General features: G+C 46.5%; 19 protein-coding genes. 10 read left to right on the top strand and 9 right to left on the bottom strand.

Annotated elements, in window-relative coordinates:
• Positions 1–5 precede the first annotated feature (5 nt).
• The 6 genes from ACOI06_RS09810 to ACOI06_RS09785 all read right to left on the bottom strand — a co-directional run bounded on the left by ACOI06_RS09810 (position 6) and on the right by ACOI06_RS09785 (position 5420).
• The gene (locus ACOI06_RS09810; protein ID WP_420662390.1) at positions 6–863 is read right to left on the bottom strand and encodes a hypothetical protein; all 858 of its coding nucleotides are present in this window, start codon (positions 861–863) and stop codon (positions 6–8) included.
• The gene (locus tag ACOI06_RS09805) at positions 860–2554 is read right to left on the bottom strand and encodes a hypothetical protein (protein WP_420662389.1); all 1695 of its coding nucleotides are present in this window, start codon (positions 2552–2554) and stop codon (positions 860–862) included. Before ACOI06_RS09805 ends, ACOI06_RS09810 begins: the two co-directional genes overlap by 4 nt.
• 20 nt (positions 2555–2574) lie before the next feature.
• On the bottom strand, positions 2575–2802 hold the full coding sequence (locus tag ACOI06_RS09800) for a hypothetical protein (RefSeq protein ID WP_420662427.1): 228 nt from the start codon (positions 2800–2802) through the stop codon (positions 2575–2577).
• Between the two features lie 282 nt (positions 2803–3084).
• Positions 3085–3531, bottom strand: a complete 447-nt coding sequence (gene dtd / locus ACOI06_RS09795; RefSeq protein ID WP_420662388.1) for a D-aminoacyl-tRNA deacylase — start codon at positions 3529–3531, stop codon at positions 3085–3087.
• 105 nt (positions 3532–3636) lie between these two features.
• On the bottom strand, positions 3637–4197 hold the full coding sequence (locus ACOI06_RS09790) for an NADPH-dependent FMN reductase (protein WP_420662387.1): 561 nt from the start codon (positions 4195–4197) through the stop codon (positions 3637–3639).
• A 206-nt stretch (positions 4198–4403) separates the two neighbouring features.
• Positions 4404–5420 (bottom strand): LysR family transcriptional regulator, encoded by a 1017-nt coding sequence (locus tag ACOI06_RS09785; RefSeq protein ID WP_420662386.1) that lies wholly within the window; start codon positions 5418–5420, stop codon positions 4404–4406.
• Positions 5421–5573: 153 nt separating this feature from the next.
• On the opposite strand from ACOI06_RS09785, the gene ACOI06_RS09780 reads away from it, so the two are divergent.
• From ACOI06_RS09780 to ACOI06_RS09760, 5 genes are all read left to right on the top strand, one after another.
• Complete coding sequence (locus ACOI06_RS09780) at positions 5574–6275, top strand: pirin family protein (RefSeq protein ID WP_420662426.1); 702 nt, start codon at positions 5574–5576, stop codon at positions 6273–6275.
• Positions 6276–6301: 26 nt separating this feature from the next.
• A complete protein-coding gene (locus ACOI06_RS09775) occupies positions 6302–6856 on the top strand; it encodes a cytochrome b (RefSeq protein WP_420662385.1) in 555 nt (184 codons plus the stop codon).
• A gap of 72 nt (positions 6857–6928) precedes the next feature.
• Positions 6929–7504, top strand: coding sequence for a YceI family protein (locus tag ACOI06_RS09770; RefSeq protein WP_420662384.1), 576 nt, complete (start codon positions 6929–6931; stop codon positions 7502–7504).
• A gap of 93 nt (positions 7505–7597) precedes the next feature.
• Positions 7598–8170: a YceI family protein gene (locus ACOI06_RS09765; protein ID WP_420662383.1), complete on the top strand. Its 573-nt coding sequence runs from the start codon at positions 7598–7600 to the stop codon at positions 8168–8170.
• Positions 8171–8382: 212 nt separating this feature from the next.
• A complete protein-coding gene (locus ACOI06_RS09760) occupies positions 8383–8871 on the top strand; it encodes a DUF2501 domain-containing protein (protein ID WP_420662382.1) in 489 nt (162 codons plus the stop codon).
• Between the two features lie 77 nt (positions 8872–8948).
• Here the strand turns inward: ACOI06_RS09760 and ACOI06_RS09755 are convergent, their stop codons facing one another.
• A complete protein-coding gene (locus ACOI06_RS09755; RefSeq protein WP_420662381.1) occupies positions 8949–9674 on the bottom strand; it encodes a GntR family transcriptional regulator in 726 nt (241 codons plus the stop codon).
• 158 nt (positions 9675–9832) lie between these two features.
• Here ACOI06_RS09755 and ACOI06_RS09750 point away from each other — a divergent pair, with 158 nt between their 5' ends.
• The 5 genes from ACOI06_RS09750 (at position 9833) to ACOI06_RS09730 (ending at position 14900) form a co-directional block, all read left to right on the top strand.
• Positions 9833–10798: a Bug family tripartite tricarboxylate transporter substrate binding protein gene (locus ACOI06_RS09750; protein ID WP_420662380.1), complete on the top strand. Its 966-nt coding sequence runs from the start codon at positions 9833–9835 to the stop codon at positions 10796–10798.
• Between the two features lie 29 nt (positions 10799–10827).
• On the top strand, positions 10828–11985 hold the full coding sequence (locus ACOI06_RS09745) for an enolase C-terminal domain-like protein (protein ID WP_420662379.1): 1158 nt from the start codon (positions 10828–10830) through the stop codon (positions 11983–11985).
• A 32-nt stretch (positions 11986–12017) separates the two neighbouring features.
• A complete protein-coding gene (locus tag ACOI06_RS09740) occupies positions 12018–12860 on the top strand; it encodes a fumarate hydratase (protein WP_420662378.1) in 843 nt (280 codons plus the stop codon).
• Between the two features lie 14 nt (positions 12861–12874).
• Positions 12875–13447 carry a FumA C-terminus/TtdB family hydratase beta subunit gene (locus ACOI06_RS09735; RefSeq protein ID WP_420662377.1) on the top strand — a complete coding sequence of 191 codons (573 nt, stop codon included), beginning with the start codon at positions 12875–12877 and terminating at the stop codon, positions 13445–13447.
• 865 nt (positions 13448–14312) lie between these two features.
• Entirely contained in the window at positions 14313–14900 is a 588-nt protein-coding gene (locus ACOI06_RS09730) for an HdeD family acid-resistance protein (protein WP_420662376.1), read from the top strand.
• A 101-nt stretch (positions 14901–15001) separates the two neighbouring features.
• On the opposite strand, the gene ACOI06_RS09725 is transcribed toward ACOI06_RS09730, so the two are convergent.
• Both ACOI06_RS09725 and rpoD read right to left on the bottom strand, forming a co-directional pair.
• Positions 15002–15736 carry an SIMPL domain-containing protein gene (locus ACOI06_RS09725; protein WP_420662375.1) on the bottom strand — a complete coding sequence of 245 codons (735 nt, stop codon included), beginning with the start codon at positions 15734–15736 and terminating at the stop codon, positions 15002–15004.
• A 123-nt stretch (positions 15737–15859) separates the two neighbouring features.
• Positions 15860–18286, bottom strand: a complete 2427-nt coding sequence (gene rpoD, locus ACOI06_RS09720; RefSeq protein ID WP_420662374.1) for an RNA polymerase sigma factor RpoD — start codon at positions 18284–18286, stop codon at positions 15860–15862.
• Positions 18287–18415 lie beyond the last annotated feature (129 nt).

Genomic DNA, 18415 nt, shown 5'->3' with positions numbered 1-18415 from the left:
CAACTTCAAAATATTTCCCTAATAAAGTTTGTCGTTTTCCGAAACGTATTCAGCAAAAACCCTGGCTCTTCGTCATTGATGTCATGCCATTTAGACAACCAGTCTGATGGTGGACTCACTCGTCCCCAGAATGCATCCATAGACGTCAATTGAGCTTTAATTGAATTCGTTAATGCGCGACTTGGGGTAGCTGCGCTTTGCCAGAGAGTGTGCGCCTGATCAATTCGATCAATTGTCTCCACCGATTGCGCAACCTCACCTGTGCCACGCACATGCCAAGCTTGGTTTGCAAACGTCGAGTCAGACTGCACATGGATCCACTTGACGGGGCCATCTAGCAAAGGATCTGTCGACATTTGCCCACCTGCTAGTGCGACAACTGGCTGCTCAACCACTTCGGAAAACTCATTCCAGTGCACAGGCCGTGCACGGGAGCGCCGATTGTTCTGATGCGCAGGCATAAAACGCTTTTGCACACTGCTCACCAACCGATCAGCTCCCAAGCGTTGTGCACCACTAGTCCACTCGCTGAGTAAGGAACGCCCTTTGGCCAAACCATTCTGAATCGACCCAAGCTTAGGCAACTGAAGTTTGCGCCCCAATCCCAGCCAGTCTTGCGCACCCATGCTTTTAGGCTTATGTCCTAGAGAAACCGCTTTGGCAACTAAATGGCTGTGCAGTAAATCCTCATGCCACTGTAGTTGCAACCGTGCAGTCGTCGTGATACCAACCAAAAACGCGCCCGCCACCGCCAGCATCACCACCGCTTCTGCCAATGCTTGCCCTTGCTGTCGAACTAAAGTGTGCCTAAGCGGTGCTTTTTGAAGACTCTTCAAACCCATGAAAGCAACCCCGCTGCTCATGATTTAGTCCAACGAGCTGGTAACTTCTGAGATGTAGGTGCGGGTGCTTTTCGCGCATTCACAGGCGCACGTGTCTGCACATTCACACGAATGGGTGGTTGTGTTTTACGGATACTCTTTGGATCTGGGTTTGATGCTCGGTTTGGCACTCGATTTTCTGGAAAACGACGCATCTCACTCCCAAGTGCTGGACCTTCCAGACGATTACGAGTCTGGGTAAGTCCATTGCCGTGCGAGCGCAGAAAATCACTTTGAAATTTTCCGAACCAACCCTCTTCACGCACAGGTACTTGTTGAACCGTCCAAAACGGCTGCAAGAGTCCGGGTTTGAGACTTTGCGGTTTAACAAGACGATCGAGCGGATCAAAATGCACTTTGGCCGCTGCACTGGCTTTGAGTTTTTTAGGCCATGCATCGCGATTGACAGATAACAAACCTGGTTGGTTGGCCCGAATCCGTAAACTTGATCGCCCCATCGCAGACAACTGCAACCAAGTATTCACGGTCACAACTGGATCAAGTCCTTGAACATTTAAACCCCATGGCTTTAGATTTGCACGGCGTTTCCAACGGATAGGTTTTGCTAGGGCTTTTAATTCAGCCCAGGAATTACTCAGCGGATTGACAGGGCTCAAGAGCCCCCATCCCAGCGTCTTAGCCCATTTACGAAAAGTTGTGCCCTTTAAATTGTCCAACACTTCAAACGGCAGTGATTTTCTTTCCGATCGGTCTTTGAGTGTATTGACATCCACTTGTGCCCAGCCCATGGGATACTCCCTGTAATAACAAAGAGCCTCTATCACCAATGACTTGGCCTGATGAAAGGACATGTTGTCATTTGCTTCCCAATTGCCATCCACACTTAACAACGTATGACCTCCACGGGTCAGCGTGTGTTTCATCCATGGACAATTGGGATAGAACGGCTCGAAGGATGGTCGGATATTCCAGCGACTTTTCAGATAAGCATGTGCTTCCATCACGTTATCCATCCAGTTTTGCCTACGCTCACGATCATTAATCGGTCGCACAGATTTCAACAATCCGTCTGCGTTTTGAACCAGGACTGAAACCTGTGGATAAGCCCACTCACCCGCCGCTAGATTTCGTCGAACGATCTCTTGTGCCAATGCCTGAGATCGCACTTTAAAATGTTGATTCAACTTGGCTCTAGCGCGGCGCAAACGACCGGTCAGCATCTGATCGTGTTTTTCAAAAGCTTTTCGCAACTTGGAAATGATCTGTGGATTCGATCCCACACGCGTTGATTCATACATCGCCGCCGCAACCGGAAAAAAATTTGCCCCAATCAACCAGATTGGTGGATTATTAATCCGTGCCTGGCGACCCGTGGTCTCGCGCATTTGCCAGGCTGACGCCATGGTCATGAGATGCGCCATCGCCACCTGATGGGCCATTTCAGTTCGATTGAGCATGGCGTGTGCATTGAGTGTGCGTGCCTGTAGCTGCGCAACCCCGACCGCTGCTGCCACAGTGGCTTGATCGAGCGCTTGTTGCGCAAGAATGGTTTGCGACAACGATGCACGATGTTGCCAAGCCACAATCACGACGCCGAGCACAATCAGACCCAATATCATCACGGCACCCCGTTGTCCCGAGATATGACGTTTCTGAGCACATCGCTCCAAGGCACCCTGATTCGGGGCACATCGCTTTGGGACATACTGCACCGCTATCTCCCAAACCTCGCTTATTGGCCACGACCGCTGGATCCGTACGATTTGAGGGTTTTAAGATCTTTTTGTTTCATCGCCGTATTGGAGGCAGACTTGGCCGCTGAAACAGCTTGTGATGCACTTTCTCCTGCCAATTCTTTAGCCAGACCAGCGGTTTGTGAACGAATCACCTGACCAAACGACTGATACACCGCAATTGCCGCAACCGCAATCAACGCCACAATGATCAGATACTCAGTCATCGCCTGACCACGCTGTTTGCTCAATCTATACAGTGAAAGAGAATTCAGACGTCGACCTGTCTCGGGCCGTAGGACACGCTGGAATAATGGCAGGCGCGCTGGGCAGCGCAACACATTGAGTGGACGATGACGAACAGTTGAAGGAACGTCGGAAGGTATTAAAACCGATGACATATGAACACTCCCGTAAAAATGAAACAGAAGTGTGCATCGATTCAGAAATCGCCTCAATTCGGAGAAACCGACTTGGTATCTATCCGATTGGGGAAATGTGGGTAAAAATTAATCAGCAGACATATGGATAGGAATCGTGACCGGTCCGTCATTGATGAGCTCAATCTGCATATTGGCCGCAAATACGCCACTCTGTACATGAGGGTGCAACTGGGAAGCCCGTTGAACAAACCATTCGAACTGCGGCTTGGCTTGCTCAGGTGGCGCTGCTTGTGTAAAACTTGGTCGATTGCCGCGACTAACATCTGCAGCCAGCGTAAATTGCGAAACCAGTAATAAACCACCAGCAATGTCTTGGACGCTACGGTTCATTTTGCCGACATCATCTTCAAAAATACGTAGCTTAAGTAGCTTCTGCAACATGCGTTCCATCAGAGCTTGGGTATCACCTGGCTCTGCACACAGAAACACAAGCAATCCCTGACCGATTTCACCCACAATCTCACCATCTACCTGAACACTGGCTCGTTTAGTTCGTTGCACAATGGCACGCATGTCTGACTCCTCTTGTGGCATTCACTTCAAATATTAAAAGCGACCTCATAGGTCGCTTTTAAAGATCACTGGGATCAAGGTTACTAGCAGATTAAACCAACGTGCTTAAACAAGATCGCTATTGTGCAACTTAATCCAACGCACATAGCTGTCAACCCAGTTCTGTAAGAAATCTTTGCTACGCTCACCAGGTGTGTTGTCATCGTAGAACAAATCTTCCTGATACTGCAGGAAAGCTTCTGGATGTCCCATGGTGGGCATATTCAATGCGGCCATAATCGTGCGCATGTGCTGTTGTGCAACTGCTGTTCCGATGGCACCACCTGCCACACCAATCACACCAGCAGGCTTATCACGCCAGACACTTTCGCCCCAAGGACGTGAACCATGATCCAATGCGTTTTTCAGTACACCGGACAAAGAGCGGTTGTATTCTGGGGAGATCAATAGCACACCATCAGCCGCCTTAATTTGTGCACGTAAACGAGCCACAGGTTCTGCAGGTGTGTAATCGTCATCTTGGTTATACAGTGGCAAATCGCCGATTTCCACAAACTCACACTCAAACTCTTCGGGCATCATACCCATGAGAACACGGGCCAACTGGCGATTCCAGGATTCTTTTCTGAGGCTACCGACTAGAACAGCAATTTTATATTTTTTCATAAGATAGAACTCCATATTCCTTAATTCATTCAGATTGGTACGTAAGGCTAAGCACTCAAACTCAGTGACAGCCTCGCGTCCATTTCATTTTTTAAAGCTCAATAAATTCTGATTTGATGAATTCTATTGTGCCGCGCACAACGATGAACATGTGTGAACCACATTCAACAAATCATTCAAATAATTTGAACCATCTAGATTTACTTTTAATTTTTATGTTCAGTGGTATCAGACTGGGCAGCTTCATCCGATGTCTCAGAGAGTCGGTCAGGCCCAACACTCATATTCATGAGTGCAGCCCGTGTGACTGGTTTTTTCAGTTGCTCAAGCCACCATTGCAGTGCCCGACCATAAACCATGCCGGGTGTTTTACGCCAGGCATATAGCGCATTGACCATCGGCAGTTGACGCACAACATCGCGCGCAACCAATCGACCGACATTCAGATAAGGGCGTGCCATTTCTAATGGTAAGAACCCACATCCCAAACCACGAACGTGCGCTTGTAGTTTGGTTTCCATATTCGTGACCGTAAAAACATTCTGTGATTGCAAAACGCCCACGCTCATGGCTGGCCCTTGCTGTACGGAGTCGGCAGCAACAACTGTTCGGTGGTGTCGAATAACGTCGTCGGTAATGGGCTCAGGTGCACTCGCTAGAGGATGGTGAGGTGCAACCGCAAACACAAAACGTTGCGTTCCCAGCTCTCGACTTTCCAGTCCGGAAATCGTCGACACATCAGACACGATCCCAATCGCTAAATCTGCCCGACCGTGCGTCAATGTTTCCAGCGTTCCTGACAAAGTTTCTGAACGAATCCTCAATCTTGTTGGCGCATCAAGTGCAAAGAAAGCTTCACACATCTCGAGAACAGTTGTTTCATTCACGATACTGTCCACCGCGATCGTCAGTTGCGGCTCCCAACCAGTTGCCACCCGTTTGACACGATTTGCCACACCCTCTAAATCTGCCAGCAGTCGATCACCTTCACGAAGCAGCTCTTGACCGGCTGCTGTCAGCTTAGCTTGACGAGATCGTCGATCAAACAGCAACACATCGAGACGCTCTTCGATCTGACGCACTCGATAAGTCAACGCACTCGGTACAACACCAATTTCTCTAGCCGCTGCGGCAAAACTGCCCAACTCCGATATCTTTCGAATTAACCGAAAAGTTTCGGGTGTCAGAACATCACCTGAACGCTCGATCTGATTTGTGCCCATACCCAAGTTCAAATATTTTGAATGAAATCGTTAAATACATTCTCCCACACTGTGCGACTCAAAAGTTAAATTAGAGTCATGTCGGAACAAACACATCGGTTTGCTTCTGAAACTAAATACAAACATAGAGATACGCAGTTAGGAGTCATTATGATAATCGAGGTCAGACCTTCACTTGAGCGTGGTCACGCAGACCACGGCTGGCTCAAAAGTGCACACACATTTTCATTTGCGAATTATTACGATCCGCAATGGATGGGCTGGGGCAATTTACGTGTGATTAATGAAGATCGTATTGCACCAGGAACTGGTTTTGGAACCCACCCACACCGAGATATGGAAATCGTGAGTTACGTCATCTCTGGTGCATTGGCACATCGTGACAATATGAATAACGGTGCAAGCATCGTCCCCGGTGAAGTGCAACGCATGAGTGCTGGAACCGGCGTCACACACAGTGAATTTAATCACGCTGAAGACGAAACCACCCACTTCTTACAAATCTGGATTGAGCCCGATGAAATGGGCATTCAACCCAGTTACGAACAAAAGTTTTTTGATAACACCAATAAACAAGGTCAATTGAGTTTGCTTGTCTCTAAAGACGGTGCACAAGGCTCAGTCAAAATTAATGCGGATGCCAAAATTTACGGCAGCCTGCTCAGTGATGGTGATGAAGTTCGGTTGCCATTCAATCCAAACCGTCTAGCCTGGGTTCAAGTGATCAAAGGAACTTTAAGGGTCAATAGACAGTCCGTACAAGCGGGCGATGGCGTCAAACTGGCACAAGTCTCTGAAGTGCACTTACATGATGCCAAAGAGGCTGAAATCTTAGTCTTTGATTTGAAACCATGAATCGGACAAATTTAACGGAGAACACAATGGGTCGCACAGATGCGTCTAACCTGCAAACATATGATGCGTTGAGCAAATGGTTTCACTGGCTCATGGCGTTGCTCATCATCGGTCTGATGGTGCTGGGCATGTATGTTGAGCAATTGCCGTTTTCCCCGGAAAAATTGAAACTTATTTCCTGGCATAAATGGGGCGGCATCTGTGCGCTGATCTTGGTTGTCATCCGCTTATTGTGGCGCGGAACTCGCAAGCCACTGCCAGCCATTGAAACGATTGCACCCTGGCAACAGTTAGGCGCCTCAGTGACCCATGTGTTGTTGTATCTGTTGATGATTGTCATTCCGCTATCTGGTTGGGTCATGAGTTCAGCCAAAGGCGTGCCCACGGTGCTGTTTGGCCTGTGGAAACTGCCTGATCTGGTGAGTCGCAATCTGCCGCTTGGCGACATTCTCATGCAAGTCCACTGGGCGTTGAATTTGTTGCTCATTGCAATTCTGGTACTTCACATTGCCGCAGCTGTTAAACACCATTACATCGACAAAGATCCTGTCTTGCGTCGCATGTTACCTAAAACAAGATAACTGCCTTGGCAGGATCGATTTGAACTTCTAGGATTATCCTTGATCTAAATAAGACTTTAAGGAATCATTTGTATGAAAATTTCTAACTACCTTCGTTTTACAGGTGCTGCTCTGGCAACCGCTTTAATCGGCCTTTCATCCGCACAAGCTGAAACCTATAACCAGCTTGTCGCTCAGGACAGCAGCGTTGGCTTTACTTATGAGCAAATGGGCGTACGTATGGATGGTGAGTTCCGTGAATTTACCGCCACCTTGTCTTTTGATCCAGCACAAGTGGATCAGGCACAAGCAAGCTTTCAGGTCAATTTAGGTAGTGTCGATTTAGGTGCACCTGATTTTGATGCGGAATTACAAAAACCAGACTGGTTCAATACCAAAGCATTTCCGGATGCCACGTTTGAATCCAAATCAATCGCCAGCAAAACCGACAATTTGTATGAAGTTCAAGGCGTACTCACGATTAAAGGTGAGCAACAACCTGTGACGTTTGATGCCAAATTCGAACAAAAAGCTGATCAAGGCTTGTTCAGTGGTGAATTCACAATTGAACGCGCCGCCTTCAAAATCGGTGAAGGCAGCTGGTCCTCATTTGACATTGTGGCAAACGACGTTCTGGTGCGTTTTAACCTTGCTGCCACCGCGCAATAACGTCTGAGTTTCATACAGAAAACAGATCCTCAAATTCGATTTATGTTTTTTAATTCTTAATTTTAATTTTTTGATAATTTAAAGGAGTTCAACTTGAAAACCAAACTCGCAGCCCTCGCATTTATTACACTGACCGCTTCGACCGGTGCGTTTGCGCAATCACAGACCTACACCATCGATAGCAGCCACACATTTCCAAGCTTTTCATATAACCACATGGGTTTTACAGAGCAAACATTGCGCTTTAACAAAACCACTGGTTCAGTGACCTACGATCCCACCGCCAAAACGGGTTCGGTCAACATTGAAATTGATATGAAGTCAGTGGATACAGGGTTTGGACCTTTTGATGGGCACATTCAGGGTGAAGACTTTTTTGATACAGAGAAATACCCAACAGCCACTTTCACATCGAACGAAGTGCTGTTTGAGAACGATGTTCCCAAAAAAGTCGTGGGTGAACTCACCATTAAAGGTATCACCAAGCCTGTCACATTGACCATCACCTCTTTTAATCAGCAAGCACACCCCATGCTGAAAAAAGAAGCGATCGGTGCCAATGCTTACACAAACATTAAGCGTTCAGAGTTCAACGCAGGCGCTTACGCACCCGCCGTTAGTGACGATGTCCGCATTAATGTGGCGATCGAAGCCATTGCGCAGTAATCGTTCAACTCGGGTGATTCGATCGAATTACCCAAGCGACCTAACCAAATCCACTGTCTTGCTGAAATGCAGACAGTGGATTTTTCTTTTGAGCTATCCATCACAATACAGATGTCAACAAGATTAGTTTCAAATCAAACTTTGCTTAAAAAAGCTATGATCAAACAATCCCATTTAGTCGCAGTTATTTTTAACAACATACGAGAGCTCACATGAAACATTCATTCTTACGCACATCCTTTATCGCTTCTGCCCTACTACTTGGCACGACCAGTCTTGCGATGGCCAACGGTCTGATGGGCGGCTTAAAAAGTCAACTTGGTTCCGAAGCCTCCACAGCGACATCGGGTTCTGGTTTGGGTGGTTTGATGGGTGGCGCAGCCAACACTGGATTGGCCTCTAGCTTAGGCTTACCTAGCCTGAGTGGCGATATGATGGGCAACGTCGCAGGTGTTCTTCAATATTGCGTTGAACAGAAATACTTGAGTGCAGCTAATGTCGATAACGTCAAAGATCAACTGATGGATAAAGTCGGTCTAGGACAAAAGCCTGAACCTAAACAGGAGCAAGGCTACCAACAAGGTCTCACAGGCATTCTGTCAGGTGGTGATGGCAATTCATTTGATTTGAACAAAATCAAAGGGGACATCAAGAGCAAGGCATGTGATTACGTGCTAGAAAATGCACCTTCACTGCTTTAATTAATCAGTGAAGGTGCAACAGAGCGCGGGTCGTGTCTGACACGACTCGTATTTGATTGTTCGCGTATCGCATCACTTCAAACTTCGGATGAACGATTGACGATCGTGCGATGTAACCATGAACGAAATTTATAACCATCAGGCGGATACACACTCACAGTAATCAAAAAAACTTGACGCGCGTAATCCAGATAATGCTTTGTAATTTGAAGCCCTGGCTCAGTCGATTTCACTTGCAACCATTGCGCAATACTGTCTGAAATTAAAACAGCAGCCACCTCCTGTCGCAAACTCCACAATGACGTTCCGGTCACCTCTTCAATCACATGACAGAGAAGCCCTGAGCCATCTTGAATTGAGTCAATCACTTGCTCACCGATCTCAGAGCGAATGTATGCATCTGTCCAACAAACGGGCGTACGCTCAGCATTTTTCTCGGTTCTGAACATCGGAACATGTAACCATTTTTGACCAGGCTTACAGTCTAGAACCGCTGCGAGTTGCTCATCTGCAATCACACTAACGACATTCATCACCTGACGCTCTGTCTGATGTGCATACTCGATTAAGTCATCCAGACTATTGATCGTGCGTGTATAGCGTTGCTCAGTCTGATGTGCAATCACGACGGTACCTGCCCGACGTTTGCGACTAACAAGACCCAAATCTTCAACAATCGACAATGCTGATCGCACTGTTGAGCGACTCACACCATATTGTTGAGCCATGGCCAGCTCACTCGGAAAACGCGCACCAATTGGCATTTCACCTTCTGTGATCATCTTGATTATTTGTTTTGCCAACCGTGTATATCGCAAAATTCCCTCCGAAACAATCCTGACATATTAGGGGTATTTCAGCATAAAACCTCTTTTGACATCTGCTCGACCTTGTTATTAATATAGTACGGACCATTTATTAGTTCGTACCATTATATTTATTTGTACTTTAGGAGATCGACATGATGAAAAAAACCTTCTCTTTATGCATTCTTGCAGCAAGCTTGACCTTGGCTGGTGCAGCACATGCAGCTTATCCAGAAAAACCTGTCACCATTGTTGTGCCCTTTCCTGCTGGACAGACTGGTGACTTAGTTGCTAGAGAAGTCGGTGAAAAACTCTCAAAACGACTTGGGCAACCCTTTGTGATCGATAACCGTGGCGGTGCTGGCGGACAAGTAGGTACCGCACATGCAGCACGCGCAAAAAATGATGGCTACACCCTGTTGATGACCAGTACCGGACCTTTTGCCATTGCCCCATCACTTTATTCAAACCTTCCTTACAACTCCCTTAATGACTTTGTTGGCATTGCTGACGCCGCAACGACTCCCCAGATCATTGCGGTTCCAGGGGATTCAGAAATTACCGACATCAAATCACTCGTCGAAGCAGCTAAAAAAGGTGATATGACCTATGCGTCCGCCGGCGCCGGCTCAACGCAGCATTTAACAATGGAACTGCTCAAGCAAGAGCTTGATATTGACATGCTACACGTCCCTTTCAAAGGCAGTGCTGAATCCAAAATTCAAGTTGTGAGTGGACTCATACCTGTCACCTCAGACTCTCTGCCAGCCATCCTCCCACAATTGAAAGCAGGACAGCTCAAAGGAATTGCCATTGTGGATACAGAACGCTCTACTTTTGTGCCCGATATCCCAACCTACACCGAACAAGGTTATGCACCCATTAGCACACTCGCATTTTTTGGTTTGGTGGCCCCAGCAGGCACACCCAAAGACATTGTTGACACACTCAACAAGCATATGAACGAAATCATGGCTGAAAAAGAGACACAGGACCAATTCGCCAAACTGGCGCTGACCGCTGCGAAACCGAAGACAACGGATGAATTTAATCAATACATCCACGATGAAGTCAGCAAGTGGAAAAAAGTGATTGATAACGCAGATGCAAAAATCAATTAATTGACGCCATCTTCTAGCGGGGGATTATCTTGAAGATCACCAAAATCACAGAAAAACCAATTTATCTGCAAAGCAATATATCCAATGCATTGGTCAATTTTTCACAACACACCGTCTCATTGGTATCAATCCATACGGATCAACTCAGAGATGGCAAACCCGTCATTGGACGCGCTTTCAATTCGATTGGAAGATTTGCACAAAGTGGTATTTTGCGTGATCGGATGATTCCCCGACTATTGGACGTTGAACCAGACTCCTTGCTGCAAAGCAGTGGCAAAAACTTCTGTCCAGAGCAAGTTCTGGCTTGCATAATGCGTAATGAAAAACCTGGCGGCCATGGTGATCGCGCACATGCAGCCGCCGCACTTGAGCTAGCCATTTGGGATATCAATGCCAAATTAAATCAAGAACCTGTTTATCGCACCATTGCCAATCACTATGGGCGTTTAGATCCTAAGTCAACAATCGGTGTTTATGCGGCTGGTGGCTACTATTACGATCAATCATCCACACAGCAACTCAAAGATGAACTTCAGCGATATCAGGATTTAGGCTTTAATCGCTACAAAATAAAGATTGCAGGCGCCCCACTGCATTTCGATCTTCAACGAATAGAATCCGCACTCACCATCGTTGGCAGTGCAAACAAACTTGCTGTTGATGCCAATGGAAAACTCTCATTACAAGAAGCGCTTGAATATGCACAAGCCTTGGAGCCCTACGGTTTAATGTGGTTTGAAGAAGCAGGCGATCCTTTGGACTTTGCGTTAAACAAAGCGCTTATTGAAAACTATTCACATCCCGTTGCAACGGGCGAAAATTTATTTTCTGCTGCTGATGTTCGTAACCTCGTGGCCTATGGAGGCATGCGCACAGGCCTTGATATTTTTCAAATGGATTCAGGCCTTTCATACGGCATTACAGAATACGTCCGTATGCTAGAAATCATGGAATCCAAAGGCTTTGATCGAACGATGGCATTTCCTCACGGCGGACAACTTTTAGCTTTACACGTAGTGGCAGGTTTAGGACTCGGTGGTTGTGAGCTTTATCCTGGAATTTTTGCACCACTTGGTGGTTTAGGTGATTTCATGACTATAGAAGATGGATATGTTCATATGCCTGAAACACCTGGGTTTGGTCTTGAAGCGAAGTCCGAACTTTTTAAACAATTTGATATTTAATTTTTCTTAATTTTTTGCTGGCAGGATTTGAAATGCGAGAAATACACGTCAAAGAACTGACTGACACCATCGCGCAGCTTTGTATAGATGCGTGTCACAAACTCCCTGAAAGCGTCATTGATGGCTTTCATCGTGCAGCCGAACAAGAGATCTCTCCTCTGGGTAAATCCGTTTTAATCAAACTCATTGAAAACGACAAAATCGCACGAGAAAATAATGTGTCTTATTGCCACGACACAGGACTCACCATCGTCTACGTCAAAGTCGGTCAGGACGTTCACTTAGTGGGCGGAGACTATGAAGAAGCTGTGCACGCGGGTGTCAGAAAAGGTTATGAAGAAGGATTTATGCGCAAGTCAGTGGTGGGTGATCCTTTATTACGGGTCAATACCAACGACAACACCCCTGCCGTCATCCATACGGAGATCATGCCTGGTACCAACATTGAAGTTACAGTCGTACCAAAAGGTGGTGGCAGTGAAAACTGGAGCACCATGAAATTTCTGCTACCTGGTGAAGGCAAAGAAGGTGTTAAAAAATTTGTTATTGACGCCATTAAAGCGGCTGGTGGCAGTGCCTGTCCCCCATTAACAGTCGGTGTGGGTCTCGGTGGTAGTTTTGACAAGGTCACTGAAATTGCTAAGAAAGCAATTCTTCGAGATATCGGTGAGCACCATCCCGAACCCCATATTGCGGAACTTGAAACAGAACTACTTGAAGAGATCAATCAGCTAGGCATTGGGCCACAAGGTTATGGCGGCATCAGTACCGCTCTATGGGTTTCGATTGAAACATACGCCTGTCACATCACTGCCCTGCCAGTTGCCGTCAACATCCAGTGTCACGCTGCACGTCGCCAGACAGCAACGATCTGAAGGAACAAATCATTATGACAACTTATCACCTGACTACACCACTTAGTGACGAAGACATTCTTAAACTCAAAGCAGGCGATGAAGTGCTTCTGAGTGGCACTATTTATATGGCCAGAGACGCGGCGCACAAACGATTCGTTGACACACTAGATCGTGGCGAACCACTACCCGTAGACATTAAAGGCTCAATTCTTTTTTATGGTGGCCCTGGCCCCACCAAACCCGGTCATGTGATCGGTGTGGTGGCACCGACCTCAGCTTACCGGATGGATCCCTACACACCTCGTTTATTTGAATATGGCGTCAAAGGCGCCATTGGTAAAGGGAATCGTGGCGAATTCATTCGCCAAGCTTGTAAAGACCATACAGCAGTTTGTTTTTCTGCCGTCGGCGGTATCTCAGCCACCCTCTTCTCATGTATTAAAAGCCGTGAGCTCGTCGCTTACGAAGATCTCAAAACAGAGGCTGTCCAACGGTTAGAAATTGAGGACTTTCCGCTGATTGTGACCAATGATGCGCATGGCGTCGATATGTATGAGCAAGAGGTCGAAAAATACAGACAACAATTGGCGCAAAAAGCACTATAAACAAACTGTTTAATTGGTACTTAACCGACAGACCAACCATGCCGAAGGTGAAATTGGTGTGAAATACATACCGCAAGATCATCTTCGGCGTGATTATTTGGATGAACTCTTACAAAGCAGTTTTTGTATACTTTATTTTCGGTAAATGATTTTTGTACATCAGGGTGTACATTTTTTACTGCGCTATGGCGCATTTACAGAGATTGAGAAACAAATGCTCGCATGAGCAACATCAGAAAACCTTGTATAAAAATCAATAAATTATGTGATTTATATACCGTTTTCTTTGATTTTCTTAATAATTTAAACGGTACAAATGGTGGGCCCCCGGGGAGTCGAACCCCGCACCAACGGATTATGCTTACCACTTCAGTTTTCACTGCCCGTTTCCGGTTTGTGGTCTGGACTGTCTCTTATCTTTACGATCTACCCGTACAGTCTCTACACCTCCCAGATTGATATCTGAAATCGACCTGGTTTGGCTCGGGATTACCACGTTGACACAGAGGCTTCCCCGAATTTGAGTAGTTCTACAAAAAGGCAGAGTGAACTTACCAATTTGCAACCCATTTGCAAACAACCATGACCATCTGTTTTAAAAATGATTTTAGGTTATCTGCCCTTAAGTCCGCTGCTCTAACCAAGCATGAGCTAGAGGCCCGTCAAACTCGCTCAATGAATAATTCAAACTGAGCAAACTTTGCTGGGCGCTATTGTACATCACAAAAGACTGTGTTTTCTTCGCGCACTGATTGCACCAAATTCAACTTAAATTTTGAGTTTCCTGGCCACTACTTCGCGGTACACTTCGCATATGTGAAATATTAATTTCAAATTAAATTTTAACGCTCGCGGAGATACCGTAATGGTTCAAGATCCACTTTCAAATTTCAAAGACATGCAACAGCAAATGCTTAAAAAGGTTGCACCTCATGCCAATAAGCTCGTCTGGATTGGTGTGTTAATGCTCATCCTGGGTACATTTGGCATTTTGGCCGAAGTGGCTTTCTCCATCATCACAATTAAGCTACTTGGTTTTGCGGCGATCATCTCCGGTGTGTTGATGGGAATCCATGCTTTCCAAACACGTGTCTGGAAAACGTTTCTCATCCAAACCTTACTAACTGTTGTGTACATTGTGGCGGGGATTTATATCTGGCTCTCCCCGATCGAGGCGCTCCAAGGACTCACCATCTGGCTCGCATTTCTCTTTTTCTTTACGGGCTTTTTACGGATTATTGCTGCCATCCAGAACTGGGCATTAGGACAGGCAGGTTGGACACTGCTTTCAGGTGTCATTTCCATCTTACTGGGCATTATGATCATGAACGGTTGGCCTGAGTCCAGTCTCTGGGTGCCTGGCATGCTGTTGGCCATCGAACTCATTTTACAGGGGTGGGCATTGGTCTTTTTAGGTAATGCGTTAAAGCGTGGTGATCAAAAAAACCTCTAATCATCCCAAGCTCCACCTCAGCGCATTGCACACCGAGGTGGAGTTTTATTTCGAATTACGGTAAAAATCACTCGCACACTGATTCTTTGTCATTCTGACACTTAATCCAGCGAAAATATAAACGAACTGACTACTCGTAAACGTTTACCGATGGTGGTCCCAGAGCTATATTGATCACCACCATCATCATCCAGAATCTGAATATTGCCTTGATTGGCTTGGCGCAATTGACCTAGACGAGCGCCTGCATCTTTTGCAAACCTTTCTGCCTGTTCCCTGGCATTACCAATCGCTTGTGCCAATAGTTGTGGCTTAATCTCATTAAAGCCACGCAAGTAATATCGGGGTTGACCTGAATATTGTCCGTCCGATGAGATTTGCACCCCTTCCTGGATCAGGGCATCTTGATGATTGACGGCAGCAGCAACCGCATCCACTTGGTCGGTTTTAATCACAACAGCACCTTGCCCTGTGTATCTAAAAGCCAAATTATCCTGCTGTCCATATTCACGTGCGAGCAAATCTGTAATATTTAACGAACGTGGTTCAACGCTACTCCCATCAAACCCCTGTGTTTTTAGAAACGCAATGACCTTGTCGCGATCGGCAGTCAGCTCTTTTTGTAGCATGCCGTAGTCACTACCCGCGCGCCGAAATGTAATCACCCAAATCGCGTAATCACTTTTCACATCATGTTCGGCCAAGCCTTTAATCGTAATAAAACGGTCTGCTTTTCTAAAACCTTCAATGCCTTGGCCGACAAACCATCCACCGACAGCTAAACCGATCGCCACTAAAAGACTTGCCACCCAGGCCGTTGATTTACCGATACTCATGGAATAACCCTCCAAGAAAAAAGCGCATATCGCCAGATTACCTTAATCTGTCAATATGCGCTCAGGTTGTTTTTTAAATTGTGTAGTCACCTAACCATCGGCTTACACAATTTCAAGCCCCCCTTAATCCTCGTTGCTTTGTAAGAAGCTACGAAGCTTGTCTGCACGACTTGGATGTCTAAGCTTACGCAATGCTTTGGCTTCAATCTGACGAATCCGTTCACGGGTCACATCAAACTGACGTCCAACTTCTTCCAGCGTTTGGTCAGAACTCATTTCCACACCAAATCGCATCCGCAACACTTTGGCTTCTCTAGGTGTCAGTGAATCAAGGACTTCTTTCACTACATCACGCATCGAACCGTGTAAAGCAGCTTCTGCGGGTGCCAGTGTGTTCAGATCCTCAATAAAGTCGCCCAAGTGTGAATCATCGTCATCACCAATCGGTGTCTCCATAGAGATAGGCTCTTTCGCAATCTTCAAGATCTTACGAATACGTTCTTCGGGCAGATCCATTTTTGCGGCCAATGTGGCTGGATCTGGCTCTGCACCCGTTTCCTGAAGAATCTGACGGCTGATTCGGTTCATCTTGTTGATCGTTTCGATCATATGAACTGGAATACGAATGGTTCGGGCTTGGTCCGCAATCGAACGCGTAATGGCCTGACGAATCCACCAAGTCGCATACGTTGAGAATTTGTATCCACGACGGTATTCAAATTTATCAACGGCTTTCATCAAACCAATATTGCCTTCCTGAATCAAGTCTAGGAACTGCAAGCCGCGGTTTGTGTATTTTTTTGCAATCGAAATCACCAAGCGCAAGTTCGCTTCGGTCATTTCTCGTTTGGCTTTACGTGCTTTGGCTTCACCGGTTGCCATCCGTTTGTTGACTTCTTTCAAGTCTTTCAACGGCAGCACCACACGCGCCTGCAAATCAATCAGGCTTTGTTGCAACTCTTGGACATCAGGTACGTAACGCTCAAGCACTTCAGAGTAAGGACGACCTGCTGCCACTTCATTCAACACCCAGTCCAGATTGGTCTCATTACCTGGGAATGATTTGATAAAGTGCGAGCGCGGCATACCGGCACGGTCCACACATGTGGCCAGTGCTGCACGTTCCAGCGAACGAGCTTCAGCCACCTGCTCACGCAGCGTATCGGCCAGCTTTTCCACCATTTTGGCAGTAAAACGAATACCCATCATCTCGCGTTGGATTTTCTCTTGTGCGTCTATGTAACCAGCTGACTTATAGCCATCCGTTTCATACGCCAAGCGCATCTTGTCAAACTGCTTATTGATGCTTTCGAATTTCTTGAGTGCTTCAGCCCGCAAAAATTCGACTTGTTTTGTGGTCATGCCGCCGGCAGGACCATCACCTGCATCCGCGCCTGCACCTGCGCCTGCATATTCAGAACCATCATCGGGGTCAACCAGGCCGTCAACAATATCTTCAACTTGACCTGTGCCTTCGTTAACACGCTGAACGTTCGACAAGATTTCATTAATTGTGGTCGGACATGCAGAAATCGCCATCATCATATGTTTGAGGCCATCCTCAATACGTTTTGCGATTTCAATCTCACCTTCACGAGTCAACAGTTCGACTGTACCCATTTCACGCATATACATGCGCACAGGGTCGGTCGTACGACCAAAGTCTGAGTCCACGGTGGTCAATGCGGCATCTGCCTCATCATCCACATCATCATCAGCATTCACGGGTGGACTGTCACTCATCAAGAGTGTTTCAGCATCAGGGGCTTGGTCATAGACCGAAATACCCATTTCGCTAAAGGTCGAAATAATGCCATCAATAGCTTCGGCATCCACTAAATCATCCGGCAGATGATCGTTAATTTCGCCATAAGTCAGGTAGCCCCGCTCCTTACCCAAACGAATCAAAAGTTTGAGTTGATTACGACGGACTTCGCGTTCCTCAGCGGTCAATGGACCTTTTGATGAACGTTCAGTTGCTTCACCTTTAGCACGTTTTGCACCGCGGCGAGGTGGCTTAATATCTGGAATTTCTTCGCCATCTTCATCATCGACATCATCATCGAAATCAATATCGCCGTCATTGCTTTTGGCTGGACGACCTGGACGGCGACCTGTTGATTTAGAAGCCCGTTTTTTAGGCTTACTTTCAACCTCATCGTCCAAATCATCAAAATCATCGAAATCTTCGTCGTCTTCACCAGCTTTTGCTTTACGACGAGCCGCCGCTTTCTTCGCAGCAGCCGCTGATTTCGTAGCTTTCGTAGCTGCTTTTTTGGCTGCAGCTTTCTTGGCAGCTTTTTTAGCAGCTTTCTTCGCAACAGTTTTAGTTGCTTTCTTGGCGGCTTTCTTCGCAGCCTTCTTAGCAACCTTCACTGCGGTTTGTTCGTCTAAAACCGTAGTTTCAACTTCAGCAACTGTTTTAACGGCTTTTTTAGCGACTTTTTTTGCTGCAGCTTTTTTTACAGCCTTCACGACCGTCTTTTTGGCCGCTTTCTTAGCCGCTACTTTTGTTTTCTTTTCTGACGTATCCGTAGATTCTGACTTCATAGTGTCCCTAACTGGTCCTTTATGGTTTAACTTTGATCGATTATGGAAAAAGGATCGACCCTGTTTGTCATCATCGAAATCACGACAAATTCATTGCTAGCTGAGATCACTCAGCGCAAATTGATTTGT

Source organism: Orrella sp. 11846 (assembly GCF_048820935.1).
Taxonomy (GTDB): Bacteria; Pseudomonadota; Gammaproteobacteria; order Burkholderiales; family Burkholderiaceae_B; genus Algicoccus.
Note: the sequence above shows the minus strand (reverse complement) of the source record. Positions and strands in the feature narration are given on the sequence as shown.

Excerpts from the sequence above, each read along its gene's own strand:
- ACOI06_RS09790 (WP_420662387.1), bottom strand. The coding sequence starts at position 4,197 with ATGAAAAAATATAAAATTGCTGTTCTAGTCGGTAGCCTCAGAAAAGAA.
- ACOI06_RS09760 (WP_420662382.1), top strand. The coding sequence starts at position 8,383 with ATGAAACATTCATTCTTACGCACATCCTTTATCGCTTCTGCCCTACTA.
- ACOI06_RS09775 (WP_420662385.1), top strand. The coding sequence starts at position 6,302 with ATGGGTCGCACAGATGCGTCTAACCTGCAAACATATGATGCGTTGAGC.
- ACOI06_RS09735 (WP_420662377.1), top strand. The coding sequence starts at position 12,875 with ATGACAACTTATCACCTGACTACACCACTTAGTGACGAAGACATTCTT.
- ACOI06_RS09725 (WP_420662375.1), bottom strand. The coding sequence starts at position 15,736 with ATGAGTATCGGTAAATCAACGGCCTGGGTGGCAAGTCTTTTAGTGGCG.
- ACOI06_RS09810 (WP_420662390.1), bottom strand. The coding sequence starts at position 863 with ATGAGCAGCGGGGTTGCTTTCATGGGTTTGAAGAGTCTTCAAAAAGCA.
- dtd (WP_420662388.1), bottom strand. The coding sequence starts at position 3,531 with ATGCGTGCCATTGTGCAACGAACTAAACGAGCCAGTGTTCAGGTAGAT.
- ACOI06_RS09730 (WP_420662376.1), top strand. The coding sequence starts at position 14,313 with ATGGTTCAAGATCCACTTTCAAATTTCAAAGACATGCAACAGCAAATG.
- ACOI06_RS09800 (WP_420662427.1), bottom strand. The coding sequence starts at position 2,802 with ATGACTGAGTATCTGATCATTGTGGCGTTGATTGCGGTTGCGGCAATT.
- ACOI06_RS09785 (WP_420662386.1), bottom strand. The coding sequence starts at position 5,420 with ATGGGCACAAATCAGATCGAGCGTTCAGGTGATGTTCTGACACCCGAA.
- rpoD (WP_420662374.1), bottom strand. The coding sequence starts at position 18,286 with ATGAAGTCAGAATCTACGGATACGTCAGAAAAGAAAACAAAAGTAGCG.
- ACOI06_RS09740 (WP_420662378.1), top strand. The coding sequence starts at position 12,018 with ATGCGAGAAATACACGTCAAAGAACTGACTGACACCATCGCGCAGCTT.
- ACOI06_RS09750 (WP_420662380.1), top strand. The coding sequence starts at position 9,833 with ATGATGAAAAAAACCTTCTCTTTATGCATTCTTGCAGCAAGCTTGACC.
- ACOI06_RS09770 (WP_420662384.1), top strand. The coding sequence starts at position 6,929 with ATGAAAATTTCTAACTACCTTCGTTTTACAGGTGCTGCTCTGGCAACC.